Origin of the sequence: Vibrio sp. Vb2880 (assembly GCF_033337975.1) — a bacterium.
Classification (GTDB): domain Bacteria; phylum Pseudomonadota; class Gammaproteobacteria; order Enterobacterales; family Vibrionaceae; genus Vibrio; species Vibrio alginolyticus.
Genome location: NZ_JAWORT010000006.1, coordinates 189584 through 205393 on the forward strand (window position 1 = coordinate 189584; position 15810 = coordinate 205393).

The 15810-nt window shown below is 46.3% G+C and carries 13 protein-coding genes and 1 riboswitch; of the genes, 9 read left to right on the plus strand and 4 right to left on the minus strand.

Features of this window, described 5'->3' with window-relative positions:
* Window positions 1–68 precede the first annotated feature (68 nt).
* Window positions 69–707: a peptide-methionine (S)-S-oxide reductase MsrA gene (gene msrA / locus R7M92_RS09340; protein ID WP_318133226.1), complete on the minus strand. Its 639-nt coding sequence runs from the start codon at window positions 705–707 to the stop codon at window positions 69–71.
* A gap of 167 nt (window positions 708–874) precedes the next feature.
* Here msrA and R7M92_RS09345 point away from each other — a divergent pair, with 167 nt between their 5' ends.
* From R7M92_RS09345 to R7M92_RS09360, 4 genes are read left to right on the plus strand one after another with little or no spacing between them, the layout of a single operon-like run.
* The gene (locus R7M92_RS09345; RefSeq protein WP_318133228.1) at window positions 875–2587 is read left to right on the plus strand and encodes an autotransporter assembly complex family protein; all 1713 of its coding nucleotides are present in this window, start codon (window positions 875–877) and stop codon (window positions 2585–2587) included.
* Window positions 2584–6348 (plus strand): translocation/assembly module TamB domain-containing protein, encoded by a 3765-nt coding sequence (locus R7M92_RS09350; RefSeq protein WP_318133230.1) that lies wholly within the window; start codon window positions 2584–2586, stop codon window positions 6346–6348. The genes R7M92_RS09345 and R7M92_RS09350 overlap by 4 nt, the downstream gene beginning before the upstream one ends.
* A 44-nt stretch (window positions 6349–6392) precedes the next feature.
* A complete protein-coding gene (locus tag R7M92_RS09355) occupies window positions 6393–6740 on the plus strand; it encodes a gamma-glutamylcyclotransferase (RefSeq protein WP_005379626.1) in 348 nt (115 codons plus the stop codon).
* Window positions 6741–6789: 49 nt separating this feature from the next.
* Window positions 6790–7152, plus strand: coding sequence for a DUF2799 domain-containing protein (locus R7M92_RS09360; RefSeq protein WP_017633454.1), 363 nt, complete (start codon window positions 6790–6792; stop codon window positions 7150–7152).
* A gap of 73 nt (window positions 7153–7225) precedes the next feature.
* On the opposite strand, the gene ppa is transcribed toward R7M92_RS09360, so the two are convergent.
* Complete coding sequence (gene ppa, locus R7M92_RS09365; RefSeq protein ID WP_054574250.1) at window positions 7226–7756, minus strand: inorganic diphosphatase; 531 nt, start codon at window positions 7754–7756, stop codon at window positions 7226–7228.
* 127 nt (window positions 7757–7883) lie between these two features.
* Window positions 7884–8900: a class 1 fructose-bisphosphatase gene (gene fbp / locus R7M92_RS09370; RefSeq protein WP_005383114.1), complete on the minus strand. Its 1017-nt coding sequence runs from the start codon at window positions 8898–8900 to the stop codon at window positions 7884–7886.
* Between the two features lie 312 nt (window positions 8901–9212).
* On the opposite strand from fbp, the gene mpl reads away from it, so the two are divergent.
* From mpl to thiQ, 5 genes are all read left to right on the plus strand, one after another.
* Entirely contained in the window at window positions 9213–10571 is a 1359-nt protein-coding gene (mpl, locus tag R7M92_RS09375; protein ID WP_054728440.1) for a UDP-N-acetylmuramate:L-alanyl-gamma-D-glutamyl-meso-diaminopimelate ligase, read from the plus strand.
* Between the two features lie 5 nt (window positions 10572–10576).
* The gene (locus R7M92_RS09380) at window positions 10577–11215 is read left to right on the plus strand and encodes a flavin prenyltransferase UbiX (protein ID WP_318133231.1); all 639 of its coding nucleotides are present in this window, start codon (window positions 10577–10579) and stop codon (window positions 11213–11215) included.
* A gap of 37 nt (window positions 11216–11252) precedes the next feature.
* A riboswitch (TPP riboswitch) is annotated at window positions 11253–11389 on the plus strand.
* 72 nt (window positions 11390–11461) lie between these two features.
* Complete coding sequence (thiB, locus tag R7M92_RS09385) at window positions 11462–12454, plus strand: thiamine ABC transporter substrate binding subunit (protein WP_104978741.1); 993 nt, start codon at window positions 11462–11464, stop codon at window positions 12452–12454.
* 41 nt (window positions 12455–12495) lie between these two features.
* Window positions 12496–14082 carry a thiamine/thiamine pyrophosphate ABC transporter permease ThiP gene (thiP, locus tag R7M92_RS09390; protein WP_017820277.1) on the plus strand — a complete coding sequence of 529 codons (1587 nt, stop codon included), beginning with the start codon at window positions 12496–12498 and terminating at the stop codon, window positions 14080–14082.
* A complete protein-coding gene (gene thiQ / locus R7M92_RS09395; RefSeq protein WP_005379648.1) occupies window positions 14082–14786 on the plus strand; it encodes a thiamine ABC transporter ATP-binding protein in 705 nt (234 codons plus the stop codon). The genes thiP and thiQ overlap by 1 nt, the downstream gene beginning before the upstream one ends.
* A gap of 18 nt (window positions 14787–14804) precedes the next feature.
* On the opposite strand, the gene R7M92_RS09400 is transcribed toward thiQ, so the two are convergent.
* A complete protein-coding gene (locus R7M92_RS09400; RefSeq protein ID WP_042522435.1) occupies window positions 14805–15752 on the minus strand; it encodes a LysR family transcriptional regulator in 948 nt (315 codons plus the stop codon).
* Between the last annotated feature and the right edge of the window lie 58 nt (window positions 15753–15810).

A 15810-nucleotide genomic window follows, 5' to 3' on the forward strand; every position in this document is an offset into this window, starting at 1 on the left:
AGCTTGGTACCCACTTAGATTTAGAAAAGAGCGACCATATCGGTCGCTCTTTTTGTTGCTGGTTAGGTTTATCCTTGGAGGCTTGGTGGGAAGCAAACTCCCGTTCCTCCGATGCCACAGTAACCATCAGGGTTTTTCGCCAAATATTGCTGGTGGTAGGTTTCCGCAAAGTAATACGGACCTGCTGGTTGTATTTCGGTGGTGATGTTCGCGCGCTGCTCTTCTTGCAGTGCTTGCTGATACAAGAGTTTCGATTTCTCTGTGCTCTCGAGCTGCTCCGTCGAATAAGTGTAAATTGCAGAACGATATTGAGTACCTAAGTCGTTACCTTGACGCATTCCCTGAGTTGGGTCGTGTTTTTCCCAAAAAACAGCCAGTAGCTTTTCTAATGAGATGACGCGTTCATCGAAAACGACTCGAACGACTTCTGTATGACCCGTTTTACCCGTACAGACTTCTTCATACGTGGGATTGGGTGTGTAACCCCCAGCGTAACCGACCGAAGTAGATACAACGCCGTCGAGTTGCCAAAATACGCGCTCAGCGCCCCAAAAACAGCCCATTCCGAGCAAGATCTGCTGTTGGTGTGACGTCAGAGGCGCCTTTAGGTTAGATTTATTTACAAAATGATGATCGTCAATCTGCATTGGTTGATCTCTACCTGGCAAGGCATCTTCTATACTGATCAATGTTTGTTTGTTGAGCATGGTATTTGTCCTTCAATACGTGTCTTAAATTTGCGAACTTTTTCATTTCGTCTGTATCTGATGCTGTGATGACATAGACCGCGTTAAACCTATTAATATTACAGACTTAGAATCTAATTGGCGTTATCATTATTTACGTTTACTTAACCTCATTCAGCCATAAAAGCATGATAAAAAAAGCTCTCCCCACCATTGTTGGCCTGTTTGCCTTTTCTCATGGTGCCTATGCCGATGTTTCTTTGACTTTGAAAGGCATTGATGGCGCTTTAGAAGAGAATGTCAGTGCGTATCTATCATCTATTCCAGAGAAGGATTACTCCACTTCTCTGCGTTTTCAAGCGAGATTAGATCAAAGTATCACTGAAGCGCTTAACGCGCTTGGGTATTATCATGCAAAAATTTCATACTCTATTCCTGAAGCGAATGATGAGTTAATTGTGCTCATCAAGCCGGGCTTGCCAGTGAAAGTGAAAGTCATGGATGTGGTCATCACTGGAGAGGCCAAGGACGATGAAGAGTTTGCAAAACTTATTGAGCGCTCTCCGCTCAAAGTTGGTCAAGTTTTGAATCAAGGCCAATACGACAGCCTTAAGTCAGGCATTCGTAACTTGGCGCTTCAGCGTGGTTACTTCAATGGTGAGTTTACGCTAAGTCGATTAGAGGTTATCCCTGATCTGAACGAAGCTAATGTCCGTTTGCACTACAGCAGTGGAATACGTTTCAATTTTGGCGACGTTTCTTTTATTGGCAACCACATCTGGGAAGACCGTGTCGCATCACTACAACCTTTTAAAGAAGGGGACCCATACAACGTTTCGAAGCTGGGCGAGTTTAACCAGAAGCTATCAAATACGGAGTGGTTTTCCTCAGTTTTTGTTGAGCCTGAATTGGATAGGCTTGATGATGGCCGAGACTTGCCAATTAAAGTGTCTTTATCTCCTGCTTCGAAGAATCAGATCGAGACGGGTATTGGTTACTCAACGGATGTTGGCGTTCGAGGAACGTTGAAGTGGAAGAAACCTTGGGTGAGCTCCCGAGGACACAGTTTCAACACTGCTTTATCCCTATCTAAGCCAGAGCAAACCGTGACTGCTTCTTACAAAATTCCTTTAGAAGATGTCGCTAACGATTATTATCAAGTTCAATATGGGCTTAAAAACCTAGACAACCGTGACACGCAGAGTATCGAGTCTAACCTTGCAGTGGAGCGTCATTGGTTAGCAGACGGTGGTTGGCATAATACCGTTTATGTTCGTCATTTGTACGAGAGCTTTACGCAAGGTTTACAAGATGATGAATTCAACTTCGTACTTCCAGGTGCGACATTTTCTCGGACTAGGGTTCGAGGGGGCAATATGCCAATGTGGGGAGACAAGCAAAGCATCACTATTGAGTATGGTGATACCGCTATGCTTTCTGAAACTAGAGTGCTCCGCTTAATTGGCTCGACATCTTGGATTCGTGGTATTGGAGAGAATTATCGTGGTTTGTTCCGCTTAGAAGGTGGTGCGAATATTACCGATGAACTTGAAAAACTATCACCGTCGCTGCGTTTCTTCGCTGGTGGTGATAATAATATTCGTGGTTACGGCTATGAATCTATTTCACCTGTGGATGAGAGTGGTGCTTTGACGGGTGGTAAATACATTGTTAGCAGTACATTAGAATACCAATATCGTGTTTATGGAAACTGGTGGGCTGCAACGTTTTACGATATTGGTGATGCGTTTAATGAAACACCAGATTGGAAATCAGGTGCTGGTGTTGGTATCCGCTGGGCGTCTCCGGTGGGCCCTGTTAGTTTTGATTTTGCATGGGGGTTGGATGCAAAACCAGAACGAGAGTTTCGTATCCACTTCTCATTGGGGCCTGAGCTATGATCAAAATGATGTTTAAGTGGACCAAATGGTTGTCGCTCAGTTTGATTGGTCTATTGCTGTTGCTCATCATTATTGTCGCGACAGTTTTGTTTACCCACCCAGGCCTCAAATTTGCCTTGTGGGGAGCCGAAAAAGCATTACCACAATTGCAGATTGAAAAAGTGCAGGGTTCATTGTTTCCTCGCTTCGAACTGCATAACGTCAGTTTTGTCGATGAGTCTTTGAATATCGACGCCAAAGTCGAGCGTTTAGCTTTGGCAGTGAACTTCCGCTGTTTCTTTGACCCTAAGGTCTGTGTCGATGAGTTAAGACTGCAGGGGCTTGACTTTAAGATGCCAGAGTTACCGCCAGCAAGCGAGGAGCAAGAGGAAACACCACCACTGCGTTCTATCAGTACGCCAGTGCCAATTTTTGTTAATAAAGTCAGCTTTAATGACATCAACGTCAATGTGCTGGGCAATCAAATTGATTGGCAAACATTCTCGACCGCTTTGTCGATGCAAGGCGATCGTTTGGTGATCGCACCTACCGCGTTGAAAGACATTAATGTGGCTTTAGCACCAAGTGAAGCTGAACCTGAAGCGGTTGTTGAAGAGCCGAAAGAAGCCGATGCTACACCGCAAGATATTGTGTTACCCGAAGTATGGATTCCGCTGACGGTGGAAGCGCGTCGTCTTGATATTCACAATTTCAAACTGGCAGGTGAAACGCCAGTGATCGTCAATCATCTTGGTTTGGTTGCAAGAGCAGGCGGTGAGCGTGTTGATGTCAAAACGTTAGAGCTCGACATGCCAGAAGTGGAAGGCAAGTTGAGCACACAAGTGACGCTTTCTTCTGATTACCCTATCAAAGCGCAACTGGACGCGTTAGTGAAGCAAGCGGATGCGAAGGGACAAAAACTGTCGCTTTTGGTCTCGGGTTCGGTTGGTGATTTGTCACTAAATGCTACGCTTTCTGAGCTTGTACAAGCGGAGATCAAAGGTGATATTCAACTGCTTAAAACGCAGTTACCGTTTGATGTCGCGATTAAAAATGTACAGGCGCAATGGCCGCTATTTGGACAAAGCGATTACCAGGTTTCTGTACCAAGCTTGGCGGCAAAAGGCTCACTTGATGGCTACGAAGTCGCATTAGAAACCAAAGCGTCAGGCAAAGATATTCCCGCCGTTGATGTCGCACTAAACGGCAAAGGTACGTTAGAGCAAATTGACCTTGAAAGCCTTGTAGTGAAAACCTTAGGGGGCGAGCTCTCTGGGAAAGTCATGGCCAATTGGGCTGCGCCAATCAACTGGCAAGCTGACTTAAACCTGAAAAACATTCAACCAGGTTTACAATGGAAAGAAGCTGAAGGGGATATCAGCGGTAACCTTTCGACTTCGGGGTCGTTAACAGAACAAGGCGGTTGGCAAGTCAGTTTGCCTAAGTTAGACATTGACGGCATTTTGCGAGGGTATCCGCTGAATGTTGAAGGGCAACTTGAAGCGTCTGATAAGAACGGCAAAGGTGAAGACATCCAACTTACCACTCAGGGTTTAGCGCTTTCTCATGGCCCGAACCAACTGAGTGCAAAGGGTAAGATCGATAAGCAAATTCTGATGGATGTTGAGGTTAACTTCCCTGATTTTGCGAAAAGTGTTCCGGATCTTGCAGGTAAAATGCAAGGTAAAGTCGCACTACGTGGTAGCTTGAAAGAACCAGACATCAATCTTGATCTCGCTTTAAATCAGATAAACTGGCAGCAACAGGCGAACGTAGAAACGATCACCTTAAAGGGTGATGTGAAGCCTCTGCCAGCACCAAAAGCGAACATAAGCCTAATTGCGAACAACATTACCTATGACGACATAAAAGTTGATAGTGCTGACCTTGAAGTCTCTGGGGATGAAAAACTGCATCAACTTACGCTCGATGTAGTGTCTGACCTGGTGTCGACCAGTTTAGAAATTGAAGGGACATTCCAGCAGAAACCAGAAATGATTTGGGATGGGGCGCTGCGCCGCTTGACGCTGAGCTCGCAACAAGGCCCGTGGGCGTTGCAAAAATCGACCGCGGTGAAGGTCAATATCGACAAACAGATCGCGAACGTTCAAGCGCATTGTTGGTTGCAAGCGGAGTCGAGCGTATGTCTAACCGAAGACATTAGTGTCGGTAAGAGTGGCCAGGCGAAGTTAGCCATCAATGATTTTGATTTTGACCAAATCAAGCAATTCCTGCCGCCAGAAACCAAGCTGCAAGGCTCGGTTAATGCACAGGCTTTTGCTAAATGGGCACCAGAGAAAAAGCCTGAAGTAACCTTAAGTGTCAATATGCCAAAAGGCCAAGTTGAACAAGCGCTTGAGCAGCCAATTAAAGTCGGTTGGGAAAGCTTCAACTTTAAAGCGGCATTAGCGAAAGACAAGCTTGATGCCGAGTGGCTATTTGATGTGAAAGATAACGGTGACTTGTCTGGTAAGGTTTCTTTACTGAATGTCTCGTCTGAAAAGCCCACTATTGATGGTAAGGTTTCACTCTCTACGTTCCACTTGGATTTCTTGGCACCGTTGATAGGTGAGTACAGCTTGTTTAAAGCAAACATGAATACTGACCTAGCGATATCAGGTGACGTCATGCATCCGAAGTTGAACGGCCAGTTCTTGATTGACCAGATGAAGCTACAGGGTGAAGTCACACCGATAGATATAAACTCAGGGCAGGTCGTCATCAACTTTAAAGGCCATCAAGCGGACTTGGATGCCGGAATTCTAACCCCGGATGGTGAGTTGAACGTTACCGGTGATGCCGAATGGCAGGACTTACAGAACTGGCGTACTAAAGCGCGTGTATTTGCTAAAGAGCTCAATGTTGATTTGCCCCCAATGGTAAAAATCAAAGTTGAGCCTGACATGACAATAGATGTGACTCCTCAGCTTGCGAAAATTGAGGGTGATATTAATTTGCCATGGGGCAGAATTGTCGTCGAAGAGCTTCCACCAAGTGCGGTAGGTGTATCGAGTGATACCGTTATTCTCGATAAAAACTTGCAGCCAGTGGACGATGTCGCTGCGATGCCGTTTGATGTGGAAACGAACATCAACATTAAAATTGGTGATGACTTCCAACTTGCCGCTTTTGGTTTAAAAGGTGGGTTGAAAGGGAACCTAAACGTGACACAAAAAGACAAAGGTCCTTTCATCGTTGGTGAAGTGAATGTTGTCGACGGTTCTTATCGTTCGTTTGGTCAGGACTTATTGATTAAAGAAGGTAAGATTCTGATGAATGGTCCACCAGATCAACCTTACTTGTCTATCAAAGCGATTCGTAATCCAGACAATACCCAAGATGATGTCATTGCGGGGGTACAAGTGTCGGGCCCAGCATCTGATCCGAGTATAGAAATTTTCTCAGAGCCCGCGATGAACCAAGCCAATGCACTTTCTTATCTACTTCGTGGTCAAGATATTGATGGTGAAGCCGGTGGTAATGCAATGACGACTACCTTAATTGGTTTAAGCTTGGCGAAGAGTGGTCGTGTGGTTGGTGAAATCGGTGAAGCCTTTGGCGTACAGGATTTACAGCTGGACACTGCTGGGTCGGGCGATGATTCGCAAGTGACGGTGAGTGGTTATATTCTGCCAGGTTTGCAGGTGAAATATGGTGTCGGCATCTTTAACTCCCTAGGTGAGTTCACTGTGCGTTACCGATTGATGCAAGACTTGTATTTAGAAGCGGTATCTGGTGTAGATAGCGCCGTTGACCTACTCTATCAGTTTGAGTTCGATTAAAGTGCTTTAACCTAAGCATACACAGTCATGACTAAGGAGTGGTTATGCAGCATTTGATTTTTGTCTACGGCACGTTACGCAAGGGAGAGTACAACCATCAGTATTTGCGCTCGGCGCAGTTTCTTGGTTTACATGAAACGGATGCTCAATTTGCAATGTATGACTTAGGCCCTTATCCAGCGTTGTCTGATGGGCAACGCTCGATTCAAGGTGAGGTGTACCTGATTGACAGTGAAACCTTATCTGAGCTAGATAGGTTAGAAGATGTGCCAGTGGAATATCGCCGAGAGAGCATCGTTACGCCTTTTGGCCAAGCTTGGATCTACTTATATCAAGATACTGAGCAGTTAACCGAAGAAATCGCTTCCGGAGATTGGTGTCAAAAGGTGTGAGCTATACTGACATTATCAATAGCAATGAGCTAAACACTAAGGAGTCACGATGAAAGCATTCGTAATTGGAGTAATGGCGTTGCTTCTTGCTGCATGCGCACAAACAACACTACCGACTTCGAATAATGTGACCGATTGGCAAGTGTTTGGTAAGCAGTCAGCTTTAGATGGATTACGGGAGTTATCTGAGGAGCGAATTGCGAAGCTGGATGATGTTAACCATGCGACGCCAGAACTGATAATGGCTTATCAAGCGGGTTACCAGCAAGGCAAACAAGAGTATTGCGAGCAAAGTGCTTATATGCTCGGTGTTATCGGGCGCCCGTATTTTGGCATTTGTGATGACGTTGACCCCTTCTTTCAACATGACTACGACGCTGGACGAATGTCTTCAGCAGGCGCACCTATCTAGTTGACACAGGTAAGATGAAAGCAAAAGAGCTGCCCTAGAGCAGCTCTTTTTAATTTTGTATCAGCAGTGATGCTTATTTTTTCTGAGCTCGCTCGTAAGATTCTAGGATTTCAGCTTTGGCGGCAGCAACATCTGCCCAACCATCCACTTTCACCCATTTGCCTGCTTCAAGCTCTTTGTAACGCTCAAAGAATTGCGTGATCTGCGCTTTCAGTAGTTCTGGGATATCGCCCACATCTTGGATGTGCTCGTACTCTTTCGAGATTTTTGAGTGGGGAACCGCAAACACTTTTGCATCTTCACCCGATTCATCTGTCATCTTCAAAACGCCAACAGGACGGCAGCGAATGACTGAACCTGGCATGAGTGGGTATGGTGTTGGTACCAATACGTCGACTGGGTCGCCATCAAGAGACAGGGTATTGTTCACGTAGCCATAGTTGCATGGGTAGAACATTGGTGCAGACATGAAACGGTCGACAAATACAGCACCAGAGTCTTTATCTACTTCGTACTTGATTGGATCTGCATTTGCAGGAATTTCGATAACGACATAGATATCTTCAGGCAGCGACTTGCCTGCTGGTACATGGTTTAAGCTCATTAGAATATTCCTTTTCATTAACGATGAGTCACACAAAAGCGGCTTCATCTGATGATAAATTCGCGTTTCACTTTAGCGACAAAAACGCGGCAGGTAAACACCTGCCGCGTTGGACAAAGGTCTGAAATTATTCTTCGTCGCGGTGCAGTTCAAGGAACTCTTCAACTTTGCGAACCATGTTCTTCGAACCCACAAAGAAAGGTACACGCTGGTGCAACTCAGTAGGCTTGATGTCCATAATGCGATTCACGCCGTCCGATGCAATGCCGCCAGCTTGCTCAATGAGGAATGCCATAGGGTTACATTCGTAAAGCAGGCGTAGCTTGCCTTGCGGGTGGCTTTGTGTGCTTGGGTAAAGGTAGATACCGCCTTTCAGTAGGTTGCGGTGGAAATCAGCAACCAGCGAGCCAATGTAGCGAGAAGTGTATGGGCGACCGTCTTCTGGCACGTTTTCTTGGCAGTACTTGATGTACTTCTTCACCCCTTGAGGGAAACGAATGTAATTACCTTCGTTGATGGAGTAGATCTTACCATCATCAGGAATCATCATGTTTTCATGAGAAAGACAGAAGCTGCCGATAGATGGGTCGTAAGTAAAGCCGTTTACGCCGTTACCAGTTGTGTATACCAACATGGTGGAGGAGCCGTAAATCACGTAGCCCGCAGCCACTTGTTTGTGACCAGGTTGTAGGAAGTCTTCTTCAGTTGGTGGAGTACCGATTGGAGAAACACGACGGTAAATCGAGAAGATAGTACCAACAGAGACGTTCACATCGATGTTAGAAGAACCATCAAGTGGGTCCATCAATACTACATATTTGGCGTTTTGGTTGAGTTCTTTATTGAACGCAACTGCTTCGTCTTCTTCTTCACTGGCAACGCCACACACTTGATCACGAGCTTCAAGCGCGGCTTTGAACTTATCGTTCGCGTAAACATCGAGCTTTTGCTGATCTTCACCTTGGACATTTTCCGTGCCTACAGCACCAGTGATATCACCGAGACCCGCTGCGTTGATTTCGCGGTTAACGATTTTTGCAGCTAAACGAATGGAGGCTAAAAGGGATGATAGATCACCGCTAGCGTGGGGGAAATCCGCTTGTTTTTCGACAATGAACTCGCCTAGGGTGCGCAGTCCTGACATGGTTAATCCTTACATTTTCATTTCATTGGGGGTAGTGCGCAAGTGAGCATCTCTTTATGGATGTTAAACGATTGCGCTGGATGTAAGTTTAAGTCGCAGATCTTTTTAATGGTAATGAAGTAACTGTTTGAGATCTCAATTTATTTGTAGACTTGTTTGAGGGATTCATCAGTAAGCAAGAGGTTGTACAGTCTGTGTTCAACCTTGTCATATTTGTGAAAGGGACTGCAAGAAGAAGGCTAAAGTCACTCGCTTTTCAGGCGGTAATCGCGATAATGAAAGCATTAAAGAACGCATTACAAGGTTTAGTTTATGCACATTCATATCTTGGGTATCTGTGGCACATTTATGGGCGGCGCTGCGATTTTAGCGCGCCAATTAGGGCATAAAGTCACTGGTTCTGATGCCAACGTTTACCCACCGATGAGCACGTTGCTTGAGTCTCAAGGTATTGAAATTATTGAAGGCTTCGACCCGTCTCAACTCGACCCTCAACCAGACCTTGTTGTGATTGGTAATGCCATGAGCCGTGGCAACCCGTGTGTCGAGCATGTGCTCAACACTAACATGCGTTACACCTCTGGCCCGCAGTGGCTCAACGAGTTTTTGCTGCATGATCGGTGGGTATTGGCGGTATCGGGTACACATGGGAAAACGACTACGTCGAGCATGCTTGCTTGGATACTTGAAGATTGTGGTTATCAACCGGGTTTCTTAGTCGGTGGGGTACTCGGTAACTTCGGAGTGTCTGCTCGTTTGGGTGAAAGCATGTTTTTTGTCGTTGAAGCGGACGAATATGACAGTGCTTTTTTCGATAAGCGTTCTAAGTTTGTGCATTACCATCCTCGCACTTTAATCATGAACAATCTTGAGTTTGATCATGCTGATATCTTCGATGATCTAGAAGCGATCAAGCGCCAATTCCATCATTTAGTGCGAACGGTTCCCGGCAATGGCTTAATCTTAGCTCCGAAGCAAGACCAAGCTTTGGCGGATGTATTCGAGCGTGGTTGCTGGACAGAAAAGCAGTTTTCAGGTGTTGATGGCGACTGGCAAGCGCACAAATTAGTGCTTGATGGCTCAAAATTTGACGTTGCGTTGCAAGGCGAGAAGGTTGGTACCGTCGAATGGAATTTGGTGGGTGACCACAATGTGGATAATGCGCTGATGGCAATCGCTGCTGCACGACATGTTGGAGTCACTCCGGATCTTGCTTGCCAGGCATTAGGGCGTTTCATCAATACCAAGCGCCGTTTAGAGCTGAAAGGTGAAGAACAAGGTGTGACGGTTTACGATGATTTTGCGCATCACCCAACGGCAATTGAACTTACTGTCGGTGGTTTGCGTAACAAGGTAGGTGAAAAACGCATCCTTGCTGTGTTGGAGCCGCGTTCTGCCACCATGAAGCGAGGTGTACACAAAAACACACTTGCAGAGTCACTACACAGTGCAGATGAAGTCTTCTTGTTCCAGCCAGATAATATCGAGTGGTCTGTGCAAGACATTGCCGACCAATGCACACAGCCAGCGTTTGTCGATGCGGATATAGATAACTTTGTAGCCAAGATCGTCGAACGTGCGCGACCAGGTGACCAAATTCTAGTCATGAGTAACGGTGGCTTTGGTGGTATTCACGGAAAACTTCTTGAGCAGTTAAAACAAAAAGCCTGATTGATATGCAAAACAAAACACAACCCTCTCATAAAAAAGCCATCACGTTGGCATTAACGGGTGCTTCTGGTGCTCCCTACGGCCTTCGTCTTTTAGAATGCTTGGTTGCGGCGGATTATCATGTCTACGCTCTGATTTCTTCGGCGGCTCGTGTTGTGATGGCAACCGAGCATAATCTTAAGTTGCCAAGTGGCCCAGAAGCGGCGCAGCAAGCATTGGTAGAGCACCTGAACTGCAATCCAAATAACATCACCGTTTGCGGTAAAGACGATTGGTTCTCGCCGGTTGCGTCTGGTTCTGCTGCACCTAAGCAAATGGTGGTTTGCCCATGCTCTGCGGGAAGCGTTGCGGCCATAGCACATGGTATGTCGGACAACTTGATCGAACGGGCCGCTGATGTAGTAATGAAAGAGCGCGGGCAGCTGTTGCTCGTGGTTCGCGAAACGCCATTTTCAACGCTACATCTGGAGAACATGCACAAGCTATCGCAAATGGGCGTCACCATCATGCCAGCGGCTCCGGGTTTCTACCATCAGCCAAAGAGCATTGAAGACTTAGTGGATTTTATGGTGGCGAGAATTCTCGACCACTTAGGTATTGAGCAAGGTTTAGTGCCTCGTTGGGGTTATGACCAGCGTTCGTGAGCTGATTGTGTAACCACTCAAATACCTTTACAATCCATCCAACTCATCGGGGAGCAAACCCATTTAGCATTGAGTCAATCAATGCATTGGGGCGCTGAGACCTAAGTGTTTAACTAGGGACCCGTATTACCTGAACCAGATAATGCTGGCGTAGGAATTGAGTCTGGATATTGGAAGTCCTTAATAGCCGCCTCAAACCCTGTGCCGCTCAACTTATTTCTCTGAAATACTCATGGAGAGCGAGCAGTGAAACCCACTCTAAATCTGATTGCCCTAGCTGCAATTACTTCAACTTCAGCGTTTGCTGCTGAAAACCCATTAACTATTTATACCTACGATTCTTTTGCCGCAGATTGGGGGCCGGGTCCTAAAATCGAGCAAGCTTTTGAAGCAAAATGTGGCTGTGACGTTAACTTCGTAGCGTTGGACGATGGTGTGTCGATTCTGAATCGTCTTCGTCTTGAAGGCGGTAATAGCAAAGCGGACATCGTATTAGGTTTGGATAACAATCTGATGGCAGAAGCGAAGAAAACCGGTCTGCTTGCCGAGCACAATGTAGATACGTCCAATACAGTGTTACCAAACGGTTGGAGTGACACGACGTTTGTACCGTACGATTACGGCTACTTCGCGTTTGTGTACAACAAAGAGAAACTGGCTAATCCGCCGAAAAGCATGAAAGAGCTGGTGGAAACGCGCGACGATCTGAAAGTGATTTACCAAGATCCGCGGACTTCAACGCCGGGCCAAGGCTTAATGCTATGGATGAAATCTATTTATGGCGACGATGTGACGCAAGCGTGGCAGAAGCTAGCGAGCAAAACCGTAACGGTCACGAAAGGTTGGTCTGAGGCGTATTCTATGTTCCTCAATGGTGAGTCCGATTTAGTGCTTTCTTACACCACTTCACCTGCGTACCACTTAATTGCGGAAAACGATTCGAAGTTTGCTACGGCGAATTTTGCTGAAGGCCACTACATGCAAGTTGAAGTAGCCGCCAAAGTGAAAGGGGCAAAAAACTCAGAACTTGCTGATCAATTTATGAGTTTCATTTTAAGTGATGAGTTCCAATCGGCGATGCCAACGGGTAACTGGATGTACCCAGTCACTGACGTTGAGTTACCTAAAGGTTTTGAAACTTTGAGTGTTCCAAGCAAGTCGTTGAGCTTTAGTGCTGATGAAGTGGCAAAAATGCGTAAGTCTTGGATTCGCGAATGGCAAAGCGCATTGACGTTTTAGCTGACGTTTCCATCCTCATCTGAATGAGATAGGTTTTACCTTTGAATTCTGTTCCAAAAATAGGTTTAGGGGTCGCGATGATCATCGCGACCTTTGTTATTTCTGCCCTAGGTGCTTTGATTGTTCAAGCCCCTTCACTTGATGTGTCTGTGGTATGGGGCGACCCGTACTATCAACATGTCACCAAGTTCAGTTTCTACCAAGCGTTTCTTTCCACATTGCTCAGTGTTGGCTTTGCCATTCCAGTAGCGCACGCACTTTCGCGTCGCCAATTTATTGGTAAATCATTACTGCTTAAGCTGTTTGCATCGACACTGGTTTTGCCGGTTTTGGTTGGTGTTTTTGGGCTGTTAGCGATTTATGGCAACAGTGGTTTGTTGGCGCAGTGGTTGCAAAGTTTCGACACTAAACTGCCATTCTCTATTTACGGTTTGAACGGCATTTTACTCGCCCATGTGTTCTTTAATTTACCTTACGCGGCACGATTGCTTCTGCAAGCCTTGGAGTCTATTCCTGCCGAGCAGCATAAGCTTTGCGCGCATCTTGGGATGAGCCATTGGGATAAGTTTCGCTGGGTAGAATGGCCGCGTTTAAGGCAGCAGCTTCCCCACGTTTGTGGGTTGGTGTTTATGTTGTGCTTTACCAGTTTTGCCACTGTAATGGCGTTGGGGGGCGGGCCAAAATCCACCACCATTGAATTGGCCATTTACCAAGCGATTAAGTTTGATTTTGATTTACAAGCTGGGGCGTTATTGGCGCTGTGGCAGATGCTGTTATGTGGACTGCTTGCTATTGGAGTGCAGAAGTTAACAAGGCCTGTTTCTATCAGTGCTGGAAGCACATCGGTACAGCAATATTTAACGAAGGATCATGGGTGGTCAAAAGCTTGGGATAGCTTTTGGATCATAGGTGCCTTTTTACTGGTAATACCGCCGTTATTGATGGTGTTACTGAGTGGCATCAACCAACAAGTTTGGACAGTATTAACCGATGAGCGTTTTTGGTCTGCGCTATTGAACTCCCTCAAAGTCGCCTGTGTCGCTAGCGCGCTTGCGGTCGCTGCAGGGGTGTCCATACTATTGACCAGTCGCCGTTGGCGGTTGCAGTACAAAAACACGCGAGCCGATCAGATTGAGTTAATCGGCACCGTTATTTTGGTGACTCCAGGTCTGGTGATTAGCACCGGTTTATTCTTACTACTGCGCGCATTTACCGATGTTTTTAGCTTGGCATTTTTTGTCGTGATTTTGGTGAACGGTTTGATGGCTTTGCCTTACGTGATCAAAACGCTAGCGCAGCCAATGCTGCACATTGAACAACAGTATCAGTATGTATGTGCCAGCTTAGGCATGCGTGGCTGGCAACGGTTTAAAGTGGTGGAGTGGCAGGCGCTACGCAAGCCGTTTGCACATGCGTTTGCGATCAGCTTTATGTTTGCAATAGGGGATTTAAGTGCCATAGCACTGTTTGGTGGACAAGAGTTTCGTACCTTACCTCTGTATTTGTTCCAGTTGCTTGGCAGTTATCAGATGGACGCAGCTGCGGTGGTATCGGTGACCCTATTGTTGTTGAGTGTGGGCTGTTTTGCCTTGATTGAGAAAGTATTGAAAACGAAGGAGAGAGCGTAATGTTAGTGTTGGATGATGTGCAGTACACCTACCAACGTGAACTGTTTCGTTTTGACTTAACGATTGAGCAAGGACAGATTGTATCGCTGATGGGACCAAGTGGGGCAGGGAAGTCAACCTTGCTGGCGTTGGTGGCAGGATTCATCCATCCTGACCGTGGTGATATTTGTGTTGATGGTGAGTCCATTGTGCGTAAAGAGCCTTATCTGCGTCCGTTCTCTATGTTGTTCCAAGAGCACAATTTGTTTGCTCACTTATCGGTGCGTGACAACATCGGTTTGGGCTTACACCCAGGGCTAAAGCTTACGGTGGACCAAAATCGTCAGATTGAACAAGCCGCGCAGCAAGTTGGTGTTGCAGAGTACCTCGACCGTTTGCCAGAGCATCTTTCTGGTGGCCAGCGTCAACGTGTTGCCTTAGCGCGTTGTTTTGTTCAGCCTCATCCCATGTGGCTGTTGGATGAGCCGTTCTCGGCGCTTGATCCGGTGTTGCGTGAAGAGATGCTGAGCTTGGTAAAAAAACTGGCAGCAGAGCGGGGAATAACCGTATTGATGGTCACGCACCATTTAAGCGATGCCAAAGCGATTGCCAGCCACTTTGTGTTTGTGGCGGATGGTAAAGTGGAAGCCGCGGGTGATATGTCTGCATTGAGTGAACAGCATGCTAGTGAGAAGCTTGCGGCATTTATCCGAGCCGCATGCTAGTGCCTGATAGTTGCTAGGTCATGCTTCTCCGCAACACAAACCATGCCTAGGGCCAAATTCAAATTGAGATCTTAAGCTCATGATATGGTCAATCATTGCTTGTACGCGCCGTGGGCGGTTTGCTCCAGGACGATAGACTAGATAAATAGGCATTGGTACCGTGTGCCATTGCGGCAACACTCTGACTAAGGTGCCACTTTCTAGCTCTTGCGTCATGTTTTGCACAGGTAAGTTAGCGATGCCTAGTCCTTTAAGTGCGCCTTTCAATATTGCTTCTACAGTTGTACTTGAGAAGTTACTGGTTATTGAAACATTGACGGTATTATCGTGTGAGATCAGCGTCCAAGGCCCTATTTCTGAAACATATTGATACCTCAAACAGTTGTGTTTTGTCAGGTCTTCTGGCGTTTCAGGTACGCCGAACTCAGCTAAATACTCAGGGCTAGCAGCCAGGACTCGAGTCGTATAGCCTAATTTTTTTGCGATCAATCGATCATCAACTATCTGACCGACTCGAATTGCCATATCAAAGCCGTGTGAAAACAGATCAACAAAATCGTTCGATGCTTCTAACGCAATTTGTACTTTTGGCCATTGTTTTAAAAATGGCAAAAAGATGTGTTCCGCCATATACGCATCCAACGCTGGTGGCGCGGAAATACGCAGCCGGCCTTGGATCTGTTGTTCCATCTCCAGTACGTCATGGCCAATTGAGTGGAATTCCTCAACTAAGCTTGCAGCACGCTCTAAAACCATTTGGCCAGCTTCGGTGATCACTAACTTTCGGGTTGTGCGCTCTAGGAGTTTGGCTTCAAAGTGTTGTTCGAGTTTGGTTATGGCTTTACTAACAGTAGATTTCGGTAGGTTTAACTCCAGCGCGCACTTGGTTAAGCTCAGTAGTCGACAGCTTGTGACAAAGATAGAAAGCGTTCTAAAGTCAATTGTTTCTAAATTGCGAACAATCACTTTCAATTATCCATATTGTTTCAATATTGATCTGATTATAGTCTGGCACCTCATCCTT

Excerpts from the sequence above, each read along its gene's own strand:
- msrA (WP_318133226.1), bottom strand. The coding sequence starts at position 707 with ATGCTCAACAAACAAACATTGATCAGTATAGAAGATGCCTTGCCAGGT.
- R7M92_RS09345 (WP_318133228.1), top strand. The coding sequence starts at position 875 with ATGATAAAAAAAGCTCTCCCCACCATTGTTGGCCTGTTTGCCTTTTCT.
- R7M92_RS09350 (WP_318133230.1), top strand. The coding sequence starts at position 2,584 with ATGATCAAAATGATGTTTAAGTGGACCAAATGGTTGTCGCTCAGTTTG.
- R7M92_RS09355 (WP_005379626.1), top strand. The coding sequence starts at position 6,393 with ATGCAGCATTTGATTTTTGTCTACGGCACGTTACGCAAGGGAGAGTAC.
- R7M92_RS09360 (WP_017633454.1), top strand. The coding sequence starts at position 6,790 with ATGAAAGCATTCGTAATTGGAGTAATGGCGTTGCTTCTTGCTGCATGC.
- ppa (WP_054574250.1), bottom strand. The coding sequence starts at position 7,756 with ATGAGCTTAAACCATGTACCAGCAGGCAAGTCGCTGCCTGAAGATATC.
- fbp (WP_005383114.1), bottom strand. The coding sequence starts at position 8,900 with ATGTCAGGACTGCGCACCCTAGGCGAGTTCATTGTCGAAAAACAAGCG.
- mpl (WP_054728440.1), top strand. The coding sequence starts at position 9,213 with ATGCACATTCATATCTTGGGTATCTGTGGCACATTTATGGGCGGCGCT.
- R7M92_RS09380 (WP_318133231.1), top strand. The coding sequence starts at position 10,577 with ATGCAAAACAAAACACAACCCTCTCATAAAAAAGCCATCACGTTGGCA.
- thiQ (WP_005379648.1), top strand. The coding sequence starts at position 14,082 with ATGTTAGTGTTGGATGATGTGCAGTACACCTACCAACGTGAACTGTTT.